At 42.6% G+C, this 16956-nt stretch carries 13 protein-coding genes; 6 read left to right on the forward strand and 7 right to left on the reverse strand.

The window, feature by feature from the left end; genetic code table 11:
* Window positions 1–23: 23 nt before the first annotated feature.
* Complete coding sequence (locus QM810_RS05660; RefSeq protein WP_006149592.1) at window positions 24–1085, reverse strand: M24 family metallopeptidase; 1062 nt, start codon at window positions 1083–1085, stop codon at window positions 24–26.
* The gene (gene uvrA, locus QM810_RS05665; protein ID WP_414254206.1) at window positions 1078–3909 is read right to left on the reverse strand and encodes an excinuclease ABC subunit UvrA; all 2832 of its coding nucleotides are present in this window, start codon (window positions 3907–3909) and stop codon (window positions 1078–1080) included. Before uvrA ends, QM810_RS05660 begins: the two co-directional genes overlap by 8 nt.
* Before the next feature lie 142 nt (window positions 3910–4051).
* Between uvrA and QM810_RS05670 the strand changes: the two genes are divergently transcribed.
* The 4 genes from QM810_RS05670 (at window position 4052) to QM810_RS05685 (ending at window position 7334) form a co-directional block, all read left to right on the forward strand.
* Entirely contained in the window at window positions 4052–4996 is a 945-nt protein-coding gene (locus tag QM810_RS05670; protein WP_004250490.1) for a magnesium transporter CorA family protein, read from the forward strand.
* 12 nt (window positions 4997–5008) lie between these two features.
* Window positions 5009–5683, forward strand: coding sequence for a DUF1129 domain-containing protein (locus QM810_RS05675; protein WP_414254135.1), 675 nt, complete (start codon window positions 5009–5011; stop codon window positions 5681–5683).
* 200 nt (window positions 5684–5883) lie between these two features.
* Complete coding sequence (locus QM810_RS05680) at window positions 5884–6147, forward strand: SemiSWEET family transporter (protein ID WP_004250486.1); 264 nt, start codon at window positions 5884–5886, stop codon at window positions 6145–6147.
* A gap of 149 nt (window positions 6148–6296) precedes the next feature.
* On the forward strand, window positions 6297–7334 hold the full coding sequence (locus QM810_RS05685) for a S66 family peptidase (RefSeq protein ID WP_414254136.1): 1038 nt from the start codon (window positions 6297–6299) through the stop codon (window positions 7332–7334).
* A 51-nt stretch (window positions 7335–7385) separates the two neighbouring features.
* On the opposite strand, the gene QM810_RS05690 is transcribed toward QM810_RS05685, so the two are convergent.
* From QM810_RS05690 to mutL, 3 genes are all read right to left on the reverse strand, one after another.
* Window positions 7386–7952, reverse strand: coding sequence for a DNA-3-methyladenine glycosylase I (locus tag QM810_RS05690; RefSeq protein ID WP_414254137.1), 567 nt, complete (start codon window positions 7950–7952; stop codon window positions 7386–7388).
* A 9-nt stretch (window positions 7953–7961) separates the two neighbouring features.
* Complete coding sequence (gene ruvA / locus QM810_RS05695; RefSeq protein WP_414254138.1) at window positions 7962–8555, reverse strand: Holliday junction branch migration protein RuvA; 594 nt, start codon at window positions 8553–8555, stop codon at window positions 7962–7964.
* A 120-nt stretch (window positions 8556–8675) separates the two neighbouring features.
* Entirely contained in the window at window positions 8676–10625 is a 1950-nt protein-coding gene (mutL, locus tag QM810_RS05700; protein WP_414254139.1) for a DNA mismatch repair endonuclease MutL, read from the reverse strand.
* Between the two features lie 183 nt (window positions 10626–10808).
* Here mutL and tyrS point away from each other — a divergent pair, with 183 nt between their 5' ends.
* Complete coding sequence (tyrS, locus tag QM810_RS05705; RefSeq protein ID WP_414254140.1) at window positions 10809–12065, forward strand: tyrosine--tRNA ligase; 1257 nt, start codon at window positions 10809–10811, stop codon at window positions 12063–12065.
* Window positions 12066–12118: 53 nt separating this feature from the next.
* Window positions 12119–12967, forward strand: a complete 849-nt coding sequence (locus tag QM810_RS05710) for a putative RNA methyltransferase (RefSeq protein WP_414254141.1) — start codon at window positions 12119–12121, stop codon at window positions 12965–12967.
* Between the two features lie 70 nt (window positions 12968–13037).
* Here QM810_RS05710 and glgP read toward each other — a convergent pair whose 3' ends face one another.
* A complete protein-coding gene (glgP, locus tag QM810_RS05715) occupies window positions 13038–15296 on the reverse strand; it encodes a glycogen/starch/alpha-glucan family phosphorylase (protein WP_414254142.1) in 2259 nt (752 codons plus the stop codon).
* Between the two features lie 22 nt (window positions 15297–15318).
* Window positions 15319–16836, reverse strand: coding sequence for a 4-alpha-glucanotransferase (malQ, locus tag QM810_RS05720; protein WP_414254143.1), 1518 nt, complete (start codon window positions 16834–16836; stop codon window positions 15319–15321).
* Between the last annotated feature and the right edge of the window lie 120 nt (window positions 16837–16956).

The following is a 16956-nucleotide window of genomic DNA, read 5'->3' on the forward strand; positions in this document are numbered from 1 at the left end:
GTCAACGATTTATCTCATTTTTCTTAGATTACGATTAATTCTTTTGGAGCAAGGGTTAATAACTCACAACCTGTATCTGTAATCAAGATATCATCTTCGATACGAACTCCGTATTTCCCTTCAATATAAATACCAGGTTCATCAGTCAAGACCATTCCAGATTTAATAACTTCTTTGGAAGTTTGGCTAAAGTAAGGTTCTTCGTGGATATCAAGTCCAATACCGTGCCCGATACCGTGTGTAAAGTATTCTCCATAGCCTGCTTCCACAATAATATCACGAGGGATTTTATCAAAATCACGGAAACCTAAGCCATCCTTAGCTTGGTCAATCAGAGCTTGGTTAGCCTTCAAAACGGTGTTGTAGATTTCTGCTTGTTCGTCGCTGGCATGACCTAGGTAGATGGTACGTGTCATATCACTGACATAGTGGTCATAAAGGCACCCAAAATCCATAGTGATTGCTTCGCCTAGTTCTACTGGCTTGTGCATTGGGTGAGCATGGGGTTTAGAAGAATTGATACCACTCGCTAGGATGGTATCAAAAGACAAACCAGCAGCGCCTAATTCACGCATACGGAAGTCCAGGAAGTTGGCAATTTCAATTTCTGTCTTACCTGGCTTGATAAAGTCAAGAGCATCGTGGAAAGCTTGGTCTGAGATGGAACAAGCCTTACGAATAGTCGCAATCTCTGTCTCATCCTTAATCATACGAAGGGCTTCAACAAACTGTGTCTGTGGAACTAGTTCTAAACCTTCAAAGGCGGTTTGCATGCGATGATAATAAGAAACTGAAATCTCATCTTCAAATCCGATACGAGAAAGGCCCATATCTTTTGCAATCTTTGCGATAGTTGCCAACTCATCACGTTCTGCAAAAATCTCAAAGCCAGTAACTTCTTGCTTGGCAGCGATAATATAGCGAGCATCTGTCACTAAGACCTGACGGTCACGGCTGATGAAGACCGTTCCATTTGAACCCCAAAATCCTGTCAAATAGTAGACATTTTTAAGATTATTAATAATGATACCATCTAGTTCTTTTTCTTGCATTTTATCTAAAAATGCTTGCACACGTTTATTCATGATGTAACTTTCCTTTCAAATACTGTCCTGTATAGCTAGCTTCATTGGCAGCTACTTCTTCTGGAGTTCCTGTTGCGATAATAGTACCACCGCCAACACCACCTTCTGGTCCTAGGTCGATAATATGGTCTGCTGTTTTGATGACATCCAGATTGTGCTCAATGACGAGAACTGTATTGCCATCATCGACAAAGCGGGACAAAACGGTGAGTAGACGAGCGATGTCCTCAGTATGCAACCCAGTCGTTGGCTCATCTAGAATGTAGAAGGACTTACCGGTCGAACGCTTGTGGAGTTCACTAGCCAGCTTCATACGCTGGGCCTCCCCTCCAGAAAGTGTCGTAGCTGGTTGTCCCAAGGTCACATAACCTAGACCAACATCTTTGATAGTCTGGAGTTTGCGTTGAATTTTCGGAATGTGTTTGAAAAATTCTACTGCGTCATTGACCGTCATATCCAAAACTTGCGAGATATTCTTTTCCTTGTAGTGTACTTCTAGGGTTTCGCTATTGTAGCGAGTCCCATGGCAGACTTCACAAGCTACGTATACATCTGGCAAGAAATGCATCTCAATCTTGATAATCCCGTCACCCGAACAGGCCTCACATCGCCCACCCTTGACATTGAAACTGAAGCGCCCCTTCTTGTAGCCACGAATCTTGGCTTCATTTGTCTGAGCAAAGAGGTCCCGAATGTCATCAAAAACACCTGTATAGGTAGCAGGGTTGGACCTCGGTGTTCGTCCGATTGGACTTTGGTCAATATCTATCAGACGGTCGATATGTTCAATCCCTGTAATGGTTTTAAACTTACCAGGCTTGTCTGAATTGCGATTGAGCTTTTGTGCAATGGCTTTTTTGAGAATACTGTTGATGAGGGTCGACTTCCCTGAACCAGAAACACCTGTTACTGCAATGAATTTTCCGAGTGGGAAGCGAGCAGTGATATTTTGCAAGTTGTTCTCACGCGCACCTGTCACTTCGATAAAGCGACCATTGCCTACACGGCGTTCTGGCGGCACTGGAATCGCGCGTTTTCCTGATAGATACTGTCCTGTAATGGATTTGCTGTTGCGAGCTACCTGCTTAGGCGTTCCTGCAGCAACAATTTCTCCACCAAAGACGCCCGCCCCAGGGCCAACGTCAATCAGATAATCAGCTTCTCGCATAGTATCTTCATCGTGTTCTACCACGATGAGAGTGTTCCCCAAGTCACGCATCTTTTTCAGACTGGCAATTAGGCGGTCGTTGTCCCTTTGGTGAAGACCGATGGACGGCTCATCAAGGATATAAAGAACTCCTGAGAGGTTGGAACCAATCTGAGTCGCCAAGCGAATACGTTGGCTCTCCCCACCTGATAGTGTTCCTGCTGAACGAGAAAGCGTTAGATAGTTAAGCCCGACATTATTGAGGAAAGTCAAGCGGTCCTTGATTTCCTTCAGGATAGGACGAGCGATAATAGCCTCATTTTCAGATAGAGTTAGCTGGTCAATAACTTCCAAATGGTCTGCGATGGAGAGGTCCGAAATTTCTCCGATATGTAGTCTTTTCTCTCCCCCTACACGAACAGATAAGGCTTGGTCATTGAGACGATAACCATGACAAGTGCCACAAGTCAGCTCGTTCATATAGAGACGCATCTGTGTACGAGTGTAGTCGCTATTGGTTTCATGATAGCGACGCTTGATATTGCCAATCACTCCTTCAAATGGAATGTCTATATCACGAACTCCACCGAATTCATTTTCATAATGGAAATGGAATTCCTTGCCATCTGAACCGTAGAAAATGAGATGTTTATCCTCCTCAGATAAGTCCTCAAAAGGCGTATCCATATCCACTCCAAAGGCTGTCATGGCTTGTTCCAGCATATTTGGATAATAGTTAGAAGAGATAGGGTTCCAAGGTGCTAAGGCTCCCTCACGAAGGGTCTTGCTAGCATCTGGCACTACTAGGTCCGTATCAACCTCTAGCTTGATCCCCAAACCATCACACTCACTACAGGAGCCAAAGGGTGCATTGAAGGAGAAGAGACGAGGTTCTAACTCTGGAACTGTAAAACCACAGACTGGACAAGCATAGTGTTCTGAGAAAAGCAACTCTGAATCATCCATAGTATCAATAACGACATAACCTTCAGCGATACGGAGGGCTGCTTCGATGGAATCAAAGAGACGACTACGGATACCATCCTTGATGATGATACGGTCTACCACCACGTCAATGTTGTGTTGTTTATTCTTTTCAAGTTCAGGAACTTCGGTCACATCGTAAACAACTCCATCGACACGAACACGGACGTAACCATCCTTTTGAATCTTTTCGATCAGCGTCTTGTGCTGCCCTTTTTTCTTACGAATAACAGGAGCCAAAATCTGCAGACGTTGGCGCTCTGGCAATTCCAAAACCTTATCCACAATCTGCTCTACAGACGAAGCCTTGATAGCCCCATGTCCATTGATACAGTAGGGTGTCCCTACACGTGCATAGAGAAGACGTAGATAATCGTTGATTTCCGTCGTTGTTCCAACCGTCGAACGAGGATTTTTACTGGTCGTTTTCTGGTCAATGGAAATGGCAGGGCTGAGACCATCGATAGAATCCACATCTGGCTTTTCCATATTGCCCAAAAACTGACGAGCGTAGGCTGATAAGCTCTCTACATAGCGACGTTGCCCCTCTGCATAAAGGGTATCAAAGGCAAGACTGGACTTGCCCGATCCCGACAGCCCCGTCACCACAACTAGCTTGTCACGTGGAATTTCCACGTCAATATTTTTTAAATTATGGGCGCGTGCCCCATGGATGACAATCTTATCTTGCATGTTACTTCTTTCTAGTCCATTGTTGCTTTCCATTATACCAAAAAAAGTGAAATTCTATTACCAAAAAAGCCGATTTTGTAGTATAATAGTACGGTGCTAAAAATCACTTAAACACAGAATAGATTAGGAAAGGATAGGAGATATGAAACAAGTCTTTCTCTCAACAACAACTGAATTTAAAGAGATCGATACGCTCCAGCCGGGCACTTGGATCAATCTCGTTAATCCTACCCAGAGCGAATCGATGGAAATCGCTTCTGCTTTTGATATTGATATCGCTGACCTCCGTGCACCACTCGATGCCGAAGAAATGTCTCGTATCACCATTGAAGATGAATACACTCTGATCATCGTAGACGTTCCCATTACTGAGGAGAGAAATAACCGCACCTACTATGTGACCATTCCCTTGGGGATTATCATCACAGAGGAGGCTATTATTACCACTTGTTTGGAACCTCTACCACTTCTAGATGTCTTTATCAATCGGAGACTTCGAAATTTCTATACCTTTATGCGTTCGCGCTTTATCTTTCAAATCCTCTACCGCAACGCTGAAATTTACCTGACAGCCCTCCGTTCAATTGAACGTAAGAGTGAGCAAATCGAAACCCAACTTCACAAATCTACTCGAAATGAAGAGTTGATTGAACTCATGGAGTTGGAAAAGACCATCGTCTACTTCAAGGCCTCTCTCAAGACAAATGAGCGCGTGATTAAAAAATTGACCAGCGCAACTAGCAATATTAAGAAATACCTTGAAGACGAAGACTTACTTGAAGACACATTGATTGAAACGCAACAGGCCATCGAGATGGCGGATATCTATGGAAACGTCCTTCACTCTATGACAGAGACCTTTGCCTCTATCATTTCAAACAACCAGAACAATATCATGAAAACCTTGGCCCTCGTGACCATCGTTATGTCTATCCCGACTATGATTTTCTCAGCTTACGGAATGAACTTTAAGGATAATGAAATTCCTTTAAACGGAGAACCGCATGCTTTCTGGCTCATCGTCTTTATCGCCTTTGCTATGAGTGTTTCTCTCACTCTTTACCTCATCCATAAAAAATGGTTCTAAACAGGAGTTATTATGTCACAGATTGATTTAAAAGAATTAACAAAGAAAAACCAGGAATTTATCCATATTGCAACTCAACAATTTCTAAAGGATGGAAAAACTGACTCTGAAATCAAGGCTATCCTTGAAGAAGTCATTCCTCATATCCTTGAAGAACAACCAAAGGGAGTGACAGCACGTTCTATCTACGGAGCACCAACTCACTGGGCTCATAGCTTCAGCGAAAAAGAGCAATTCGAAAAAGAACATCCAAAAGAAAACGACGATCCAAAATTGATGATGTTGGATTCAGCCCTTTTCATCACAGGATTATTTGCAGTAGTTAGCGCCTTGATGAGCTTCTTCTCAAACCAACCTGTGGCCTACGGATTGGTAACACTTATCAGTGTAGGGGCCTTTGGTGGAGTTGCCTTTTACCTGCTCTACCACTTTATCTACCGCTACTACGGACCAGATACTGACCGTAGCCAACGCCCACCATTCTGGAAATCACTTTTGGTTATGTTAGCGACTATGTTTGCTTGGGTTCTCATCCTCTTCTTGAGTAACTTCCTTCCACAAGCCATTAACATCAGCCTCCCACCACTTGTTTTATTGGTGATTGGAGGAGCTCTCCTTGCCCTACGTTTCTACCTCAAGAAACGTTTTAACATTAAGAGCGCAAGTGCAGGACCTGCTAGATATTAAGATAAACAATAAAAGTAGTGTGTTTTACAGACAGACTACTTTTATTATGGCTCCAAAGCTTTTTTTTATTCTCCAAAGAAAAGTAGCTACATTTTCTAAAAACGTTCTAATGTAAAGTCTTTCCTTAGAATCCCGAGGTTTTGTCCTTGAATCCAAGTTGTTTTTCTGTTATACTAATAAAGTAATAAGGAGAAATATATATGACTAAACAGAGAATTAATCAAATTGTTGGTTCAATTGGTGCCTTTATCGGAATTATTGTATTTATAGCCTACATCCCTCAAATTTTTGCCAATTTACAAGGAAACAAAGCTCAACCATTTCAACCTTTATCAGCAGCAGTCTCTTGCTTAATCTGGGTCATTTATGGATGGACAAAAGAGCCTAAGAAAGACTGGATTCTAATCATTCCAAACTCAGCCGGGGTTATCCTTGGCGGACTGACTTTCCTTACTGCTCTATAAGAATACAACTACTATAAAAAGCAACCACATCGAGCGGTTGCTTTTTTACTACTTTCTTGATCTAAATGTCTTCTTCTGACTCAAATTCTTGTTGTTTCCCCTCATCTTTTGTGATACAATAGCATCAATTTTTTCTAGGAGGATAATATATGGCTTCTACTATTGGTATTATAAGTTTATCTAGTGGGACTATGGGTGAAGACTTTGTCAAACACGAAGTGGACTTGGGTATTCAACGTCTCAAGGACCTCGGACTCAATCCTATCTTTTTACCTCATTCGCTAAAAGGCTTAGATTTTATCAAAGAACATCCTGAAGCTCGTGCAGAGGATTTGATTCAGGCCTTTTCTGATGATAGCATCGACATGATCCTATGCGCCATTGGTGGAAACGATACCTATCGCTTGCTACCCTACCTCTTTGAAAATGACCAACTACAAAAGGTTATCAAACCAAAGATTTTTCTCGGTTTCTCGGATACGACCATGAACCATCTCATGTTGCATAAACTAGGAATCAAGACTTTTTACGGCCAATCCTTTCTAGCAGACATTTGTGAGTTAGACAAAGAAATGTTGCCATATAGCCTCCACTACTTCAAAGAATTGATTGAGACGGGAAGAATCTCAGAAATTCGACCTAGTGACGTTTGGTATGAGGAACGGACTGATTTTAGTCCCCAAGCCTTGGGAACACCTCGTGTCAGCCATGCAAATACAGGTTTTGACTTGTTACAAGGCAATGCTCAGTTTGAGGGAGAAATCCTCGGTGGTTGTCTTGAGTCTCTATATGATATTTTTGACAACTCTCTACACGCAGATAGCACAGACCTCTGCCAAAGATACAAACTTTTCCCTGACTTGTCCGACTGGGAAGGAAAGATCCTCTTGCTAGAAACAAGCGAAGAAAAGCCTGAGCCAGAAGACTTCAAAAAGATGTTGCGGACTTTAAAGGAAACTGGTATATTCGAGGTCATCAGAGGACTCTTGGTCGGGAAACCTATGGATGATACTTTCTATGACGACTATAAAGAGGCACTATTGGATATCATTGATAGCAATATCCCAATTGTCTATAATCTGAATGTCGGACACGCAACTCCAAGAGCAATTGTCCCCTTCGGAGTCCACGCCCATGTAGATGCAACGGAGCAAGTCATCCACTTTGATTATAACAAAGAAAGCTGAGATAAGACTCTCAGCTTTTTCTATATTCTCTGATGTTCCAGTCATCTAACATCACTTATTTCCACTTTTCCATTCACAATCATTCTCGTGGTCATCAACTAGCCCTGCAGCCTGCAGATAGGACAAGACAGCGACTGGTCCAGTGAACTTAAAACCACGTTTTTTGAGATCCTTGGATATTTTTTCAGACAAAGGCGTTTTGGCTGGTGCTTGACTGTAGTCCGGGATATCGTTAACGATGGTTTTCCCCTCTACAAAAGACCAGAGATAAGCATCAAAAGAGCCATACTCTTTCTGAACTTGTAAAAAGGCCTGGGCGTTTGCTCGGGTGGCAAAAATCTTAGCACGATTGCGGATGATAGCTGGATTGTCCATCAAAGCCTCCAGTTCCTCATCCGTCATCTCCGCGACACTTTGAAGGTGATAGCCATGAAAAGACTCTCGGAAAGCCTGCCGTTTATTAAGCACCGTTTCCCAAGATAGACCGGCCTGATAAGTCTCCATACAAAGCAACTCAAAAAGCGCCTGGTCTTCATGGAGAGGCTGTCCCCATTCCTCATCATGGTAGACTACATAAAGCGGGTTGTTCATTTTAACCCAGCCACAACGTTTTGGCATAGAAATCTCCTATTTCACCAACATCTTAAGGGCCGACTTGATGTAGTTTTCAGCTGTATCAGAAGTTCCTTCAAAGAATTTCTTGATTTTCTTAAGCTCAGCCGCCTTGTAGCCCAAGGCCAACATGGCTTCCATAGCTTCTTCCAATTCTTGGTTGTCGTTGCTAGATGGAGTAGCAGTCTTAGCAGGGAGATCATCACCTGCCACAACCACCTTACCTTCTAAGTCCAAGACCATCTGTTGAGCTGTTTTCTTACCGATTTTAGGGAATTTAGTCAAGTAGGTAATGTTCTTGGTCTCGATGGCTTGAACGAGGCCTGCATTGTCATCTGCTGCAATGATAGCCAAAGCTGATACAGGACCAATGCCCGACACCGAAATCAAGCTGAGAAAGAGTTTTTTCTCGTCTTCTGAACGGAAACCGTAAAGGAGATGAGCGTCTTCGCGAACAACTTGATGCACATAGATTTGCGCTTCTTGATTGACTTGTCCTGAGTAGGCATAAGGGTTAGCCACGTGTAAGATATAGCCGATCCCGTTAGCTTCTAGAACAATATATTTGGCAGTAATTTTGGTAATGATACCTTTTAGATATTCGTACATAATTTCCCCTTCAATTTATACTCAATGAAAATCAAAGAGTAAACTAGTAAGCTAACCGTAGGCATAACTTGAGTTAGGCAAGGTATGGCTGACGCAGTTTAAAGAGATTTTCGAAGAGTATTAGTATTTTCCTAGTTCTCGTAGACTAGTGTGATTTTCCTGAATGCGACGGAACATCTTTTCCATATCTGACTTGGTAAAGTGGACCAAAACAGGACGTCCGTGCGGACAGTTGTATGGGTTGTCACATTGAGAGAGCTGATAGAGAAGTTGTCTAGCAGAGTGGTCATCGATACGATGATTGGCTTTGATAGACCGCTTGCAGGACATCATGATTGCTAGCTCTGCTCGGTATTTCTTGATTGAAACTTCCTTGGTCAAAAGGAGCATATCACACATCTCATAGATACCTGACTCGATTTCCTCTTCTGCCATCCAAATAGGATGTTCCCTTAGGATAAATTGGTTCTCCCCGTACTCTGCTAGAAAGACGCCCACTTCCTCTAAGAGAGGCATTCTTTCCTTGAGACGAAGGGCATCATCCGCTGGAAATTCAAAGATGTAGGGTACAAGGAGTTGCTGTTGGCTCTGGTCAACATTACCAATACTTTCACGGTACTCCTCGTATTTAACCCGCTCCTGGGCTGCGTGTTGGTCTATGATGTAGAGCCCATCTCTACCTTGAGCAAAGAGATAGGTGCCGTGCATCTGTCCGAAAAATTCTAACTCTGGGAAGCTCGAAGATTCTTCTCGCTCCAGCTTATCGTAAGCCTTATCCAAACTAACTAAATCTAACTCTGGATGGTCCAGTTGGTCATAGCTAGCAGGCTTTCTCTCTGCAAAATGCAGTTTGGCTGGTTTGGTTATCTGGTCTAATGTTTCCTTAGCAAAGAGGTTCAAATCCTGCTTTTCTTCTGTCAAGTTTACCTGATGGTCTGCTACCTCAGCTTGCGTCGGTCTTATAGGTTCATTTTTTTCATAGTAGAGCGTATTTTCTCTCAGGGGCAAAGTCGTTTGCTCTACTTTTTCACGATTGCGAACGGTAGATTTGGCAAGATTTTCCAAGGCGTCTGGAATCAAGGTATGCTCTTTGAGACTCTTTGAGATAGCTTCTGAAACTAGCGCCATCAGCTCTCTTTCCTTGGAAATCCGTACTTCTTGCTTGGTTGGATGCACATTGACATCTGCCAGATAAGGATCGATTTGAATGTGAATAACGGCTAGTGGAAAACGCCCCACCATGAGTTTGCTGCCGTAACCATCTAAAATGGCACGATTGAGCAAGAAGTTTTTGATATAACGGCCATTGATAAAGAGGCTGATGTAGTTACGATTAGCCCGCGTCAATTCAGGCAATGAGACAAAACCTGAAATCTCAAAGTCTAGGTCCGAATTCTCAATCTCAACCATCTTTTTGGCACTAGCCAAACCATAAATGCCCGCAATGGCTTGGCGCAGTTGCCCCGTACCAGCTGTTCGTGTCATCTCCTTGCCATCGCTAATCAGGCTAAAGGAAATCTCAGGATGGGCTAAACCTAGACGGTTGACAATATCGATGATATGAGATAACTCTGCCTGTTGGCTCTTCATATATTTGAGACGAGCTGGTGTGTTGAAAAAGAGATCCTCCACACAAACCTTGGTCCCAACAGGACTGGTCGCAGGGATAATTTCTTCAACTTCTCCTCCACGAGCAACTAACTTGGTCCCGTGACTTGCTCCATCCACTGCTGTCAAAAGAGTCAGTACACTAACAGATGCGATAGAAGGCAGAGCTTCACCACGAAAACCGAGGGTCCGAATCCGAAAAAGATCCGCTTGATTCTTAATCTTACTGGTTGCATGACGGCGAAGAGCCAACTCGACTTCATCGTGGGGAATCCCGTGACCATTATCGGTGATTTGGATTTTCTTAAGACCAGCTTCTTCGATCTCAACGATAATCTGACTAGAGCCAGCATCAATGGCATTTTCAATCAGTTCCTTGACTACACTAGCAGGGCGTTCAATAACTTCTCCTGCTGCGATTTGATTGGCCAAGACTTCTGGCAATTCAATAATATGAGACATCTTTCAGCCCCTTTCTTAACTATTTTTATCTATTTCTCTGAAAATATGCTAGTGCTATTATACCATATTTCACTCGTTTCCAAAAAAGTCCAAGCAGCAACTTTCTTCCCGATTTTACTAGGTTATTTGCCAAGTTTGTGGTAAAATAGGTAGAAACAATATTTTAAAAAGGAGAAAAGACACATGCACATTTTTGATGAGCTAAAAGAGCGTGGTTTGATTTTTCAAACGACTGATGAAGAAGCTTTGCGCAAAGCCCTAGAAGAAGGTCAAGTTTCTTATTATACTGGCTACGATCCAACTGCTGACAGCCTTCACCTAGGTCACCTTGTCGCAATCTTGACAAGTCGTCGTTTGCAGTTAGCAGGTCACAAACCTTATGCGCTCGTTGGCGGTGCTACAGGTCTCATCGGAGATCCGTCCTTCAAAGATGCTGAGCGTAGTCTCCAAACAAAAGACACAGTGGATGGCTGGGTCAAGTCTATCCAAGGACAACTTTCTCGCTTTCTTGACTTTGAAAATGGTGAAAATAAAGCTGTCATGGTCAACAACTACGACTGGTTTGGCAGCATCAGCTTCATTGACTTCCTCCGAGATATCGGAAAATACTTCACTGTCAACTACATGATGAGCAAGGAGTCTGTGAAGAAACGTATTGAAACAGGGATTTCTTACACTGAGTTTGCCTACCAAATCATGCAAGGTTATGACTTCTTCGTTCTTAATCAAGAGCACAATGTAACCCTTCAAATCGGTGGTTCTGACCAGTGGGGAAATATGACTGCTGGTACCGAATTGCTTCGCCGTAAGGCTGACAAGACTGGCCACGTTATCACTGTTCCACTCATTACAGACGCAACTGGTAAGAAATTTGGTAAATCTGAAGGGAACGCCGTTTGGCTCAACCCTGAAAAGACTTCTCCATACGAAATGTACCAATTCTGGATGAACGTCATGGATGCTGACGCTGTTCGCTTCTTGAAAATCTTTACTTTCTTGTCACTTGATGAGATTGAAGAGATCCGTAAACAATTTGAAGCGGCTCCACACGAACGCTTGGCTCAAAAAGTCTTAGCTCGTGAAGTCGTAACACTTGTTCACGGAGAAGAAGCCTACAAAGAAGCACTCAATATCACTGAGCAACTCTTTGCCGGAAATATCAAAAACCTTTCTGTCAAAGAACTTAAACAAGGACTTCGTGGTGTGCCAAACTACCAAGTACAAGCAGACGAAAATCACAACATCGTAGAATTGCTCGTATCTTCTGGCGTAGTCAACTCAAAACGCCAAGCCCGCGAAGATGTTCAAAATGGAGCTATCTACGTCAACGGCGAACGTATCCAAGACCTTGACTATGTCTTGAGTGATGCTGATAAGTTAGAGAACGAACTCACTGTTATCCGCCGTGGTAAGAAAAAATACTTCGTTCTAACATACTAAAAAACAAACTGGAGGCATTTGCCATCCAGTTCTTTTTTTGCTAGACTAAAACTATGAATACAAACCTCAAACCTAAACTCCAGCGTTTTGCTTCTGCTAGTGCCTTTTCCTGCCCCATCTGCCAAGAAAATCTGACCTTGGTCGAGAGCAGTCTCAAGTGTAGCAATCGCCATTCTTTTGACCTAGCAAAATTCGGTTATGTCAATCTGGCTCCCCAAATCAAGCAATCCGCCAACTACGACAAGGAAAACTTCCAAAATCGCCAGCAAATCCTAGAAGCTGGATTTTATCAGGCTATCTTAGAAGGTATTTCTGACCTACTAGCGACTAAATCATCTGCAAAAACAGTCTTAGATATCGGTTGTGGCGAAGGATTTTACTCTCGTAGACTACAAGAAAGTCATCCTGACAAGACCTTCTACGCCTTTGATATCTCGAAAGACTCAGTTCAGATCGCTGCCAAAAGCGAACCCAACTGGGCAGTCAACTGGTTCGTTGGCGACCTGGCTCGCCTTCCTATAAAAGACGCTAGCATGGATATCCTGCTTGATATCTTCTCACCTGCCAACTACGGTGAATTTCGCCGTGTCTTATCCAAGGACGGCATCTTAATCAAGGTTATTCCTACTGAAAACCATCTCAAGGAAATCCGCCAAATGGTACAGGAACAACTGACAAAGAAAGATTATTCTAACCAAGATATCAAAGAACATTTCCAAGAACATTTCAGCATCCAATCTAGTCAAATCGCTTCCCTGACCAAGCCCATTACAGCAGAACAACGCCAAGCCTTACTCAGCATGACTCCCCTGCTCTTTCACATTGACCAAAGCAAGATTGACTGGAGTCAATTAACGAAGATTACCATCGAAGCAGAGATTCTGGTTGGGAAAGCACTATAAACTAGTCTAAATACAAAAAAACGCATCTATTTAAGATGCGTTTTTGTTTTATAATCTGTTACAAAGAATCTTAGTTCAAGTGCCAGATATCTTCATTATACTGAGCGATTGTACGGTCAGATGAGAAGAATCCTGCTTTCGCAATGTTGACGATGACTTTATCCAACCATGCATCACGGTCTTCGTAGTCAGAAAGCATTTGCTCTTTAACTTTGATGTAGTCTTCCAAGTCAAGAAGAGTCATGAACCAGTCTTTGTTGATCAATTCGTTGTAAAGACGTTCCAAGCGCTCTTTCTTACCGACTGCAAGAACAGCATCGCTTACGATGAAGTCAACCAATGGTTTGATCGCTTTACGAGCGTAGAATTCGCTTGATTTGTAGGCTGATTTCGCATAAAGGTCGATAACAGTTTCTGAATCTTCACCGAAGATGTAGATGTTTTCATCTCCAACCAATTCAGCGATTTCAACGTTAGCTCCGTCCATAGTACCAAGAGTCAAAGCTCCGTTCAACATGAATTTCATGTTACCAGTACCTGAAGCCTCTTTAGAAGCAAGTGAGATTTGTTCTGAGATGTCACATGCTGGGATCAAGAAGCTTGCTGCAGTCACGTTGTAGTTTTCAACCATGACAACTTGCAAGTGTGGAGCTACTGCTGGGTCGTTTGCAATTACTTCTGACAAGCAAAGGATCAAGTGGATGATATCTTGAGCGATTGTGTAGGCAGGAGCTGCTTTACCACCAAAGAATACTGTGATTGGACGAGCAGGGATGTTACCAGCCTTGATGTCCAAATATTTGTGGATGACATACAAAGCGTTCATTTGTTGACGTTTGTACTCGTGAAGACGTTTGATTTGGATATCAAAGATAGAGTTTGTATTGATTTCCACACCTTGGTGCTCTTTCAAGTGACGAGCCAATTTACGTTTGTTGTGAGCTTTGATGCTTTCCAATTTTTCTTTGACAGCAGCCTTGTCTTCGTATGAAAGAAGGTCTTCCAATTTAGAAGCTTCATGGTGCCATTCGCGTCCAAGAATCTCATCCAAGTAGTGAGACAAGCTTGGGTTAGCATGCATGAGCCAACGACGGAATGTGATACCGTTTGTTTTGTTGTTGAATTTTTCTGGGTAGATGTCGTAGAAAGCTTTCAACTCTGAGTTCTTCAAGATTTCAGTGTGAAGAGCTGCAACCCCGTTTACGCTGTATCCGTAGTGGATATCCATGTGAGCCATATGAACACGTCCGCTCTCATCGATGATTTGAACAGCTGGGTCTTTGTATTCTGCTTTAACACGGCGATCCAATTCTTTGATGATTGGTACCAAGTGAGGAACCACTTCTTCCAAGAATTCAAGAGGCCATTTTTCAAGGGCTTCAGCAAGGATTGTGTGGTTTGTGTAGGCAGTCATGCTACGAACGATAGAGATGGCTTCATCAAGTTCGATACCACGTTCAGTCAAAAGACGAATCAATTCAGGGATTACCATTGATGGGTGAGTATCGTTGATTTGTACAACTGCGTAGTCAGCAAGGTCGTGCAAGTTGCTTCCTTTTTCGATTGCTTCATCAATGATCAATTGTGCACCGTTTGAAACCATGAAGTATTGTTGGAAGATACGGAGCAATTCACCTTGTTTATCACTATCGTCTGGGTAAAGGAAAAGAGTCAAGTTACGAGCGATGTCTGTCTTGTCAAAGTTGATACCATCTTTGATGATTGAAGAATCAACTGAATCCAAGTCAAACAAACGCAAACGGTTTTTCGTAGCTGTTTTGTAACCAGGAACATCGATATCGTAAAGAGTAGATGTCAATGTAAAGTGTGCAAATGGCACTTGGTAGCTACGGCTTGAACGAACCAACCAGTTTTGGTCAGTCAACCAAGCGTTAGGAATCGTTTCTTGTTGGTTGTTTTTAAGAACTTGTTGGAACAAACCGAAGTGGTAGTTCAAACCAACACCGTCACCGTTCAAACCAAGTGTAGCGATTGAGTCGATAAAGCAAGCTGCCAAACGTCCCAAACCACCATTACCAAGTGATGGTTCCAATTCTACTTCTTCGATTTCGATTAACTCTTTACCTGCATCAGCAAGTTCTTTTTTAACTTCGTCATAAAGACCAAGGTTAATCAAGTTGTTTGACAAGAGTTTACCAATCAAGAACTCAGCTGAGATGTAGTAAACTTTTTTCTTACCAGTGTTGACTGGTTTTTGGCTGCTAGCAAGTTTGCTGTAGTTAAGAAGAGCAAGGTAAAGCTCTTCGTTACTACATTCTGCGATAGATTTATTGTAACGATTTTGTACAAATTCTTTTAATGGTAACATTTTTGTGTCTCCTGATATTGTCTTATTTCTTTAATTCTACCAAATTTTCATTAATTCGGCGATAAATTGTAGTCAAGTCAAGCAAAGTTTCTTCGACAGCAGGAGTCAATTGATCCTCTGTCATACGCCATGACCAGTTTCCACCAAGAGTAGATGGGAAATTCATACGAGCTGAACCATCCAACTCTAGCAAGTCTTGCATAGTAGCAATAGCCATAAAGCTTACTGATGAAAAGGCTGTACGAAGCATAGCATGTACTACTGTTTCGTATTCCTTGCGATTTGTATAGCGTGCCATGTACTCACGTGTTGGATCATCAATCTCATCACGGTACCAACCAAGAACAGTGTTGTTATCGTGTGTTCCTGTGTACATAACTGAGTTGGCTGGTGCCAAGTGTGGGCTGTCGATGCTTTCATGCTCTGGGTTGAAGGCAAATTGAAGGACTTTCATTCCTGGGAATCCAGTACGCTCACGAAGCTCGATAACTTCATCAGTCATGAATCCAAGGTCTTCTGCGATGATGTTCAAGTCACCAAGCTCTTCTTTAACAGCTGCAAAGAGTTTGTAGTCAGGTCCTTTCACCCATTTACCAGGTGCCGCTGTTTTAGAACCAGCAGGGATTTCCCAGTAAGACTCAAATCCACGGAAGTGGTCGATACGAACGATATCGTAGATTTTAAAGCTTTCACGCAAGCGTTCAATCCACCATTTGTAGCCATCTTTGTCCATTGCTTCCCAGTCATAGATTGGGTTGCCCCAAAGCTGACCGTCTGCAGAGAACTCATCAGGAGGGCATCCTGCAATGTGTGTTGCTTTTCCGTTTTCATCTGTTTTGAAGAGATGTGGATTTGCCCACATATCGCTTGAGTCCTCAGCCACATAGATAGGCATGTCTCCAACAATTTCAATGTGGTTATCGTTGGCGTATGCTTTCAATTTCAACCATTGTTGGAAGAAAAGGTATTGGGTTACACGGTGGTAAACAAGCTTGTCAGCTAATTTCTCACGGTAACTTTCAAGAGTTGAAGCTTTGCGAGCACGAGCATCAGCATCTGGCCATTCAGTCCAAGCAAGATTGTCAAAATGCTCTTTGATAGCCATATACTCAGCAAAGAGTTCAAGCCATGATTGATTTTCTTGAGCAAATTTTTCGAAGTCTTTGACAGCTCCAACTTCAAGGAAACGTTTGACAGCTTTCTCTAAAAGCGGACGACGTGCATAGTAGATTTTAGCGTAGTCAACTTCAGTTGGGTTGCTACCAAAGTCCACACCTTCAAGATCACTTGCTTCCAACAAACCTTGCTCCACTAAAATATCAAGGTCGATAAAATGAGTGTTTCCAGCAAAGGCTGAGAATGATTGGTAAGGAGAATCTCCATAGCTAGTTGTTCCCAAAGGAAGGATTTGCCAGTAGCGTTGCTTAGTACGAACCAAGAAGTCAACGAAATCATAGGCGCTTTGACCAAATGATCCGATTCCGTATGCTCCTGGAAGTGATGAGATGTGCATCAACACACCGCTTTGACGTTTTTTCATATTAGCACCTCAAGTGTTTATTTTGTTAATTACTTCAATTTTTGCGCAAACGTTTGCGCTAATTAAAGTATAACCCATTTCAAAAAGAAATGCAAGCGTTTTTAGAAAACTTTTTTTGAT

Origin of the sequence: Streptococcus infantis (assembly GCF_047464155.1) — a bacterium.
GTDB classification, from domain to species: domain Bacteria; phylum Bacillota; class Bacilli; order Lactobacillales; family Streptococcaceae; genus Streptococcus; species Streptococcus infantis_U.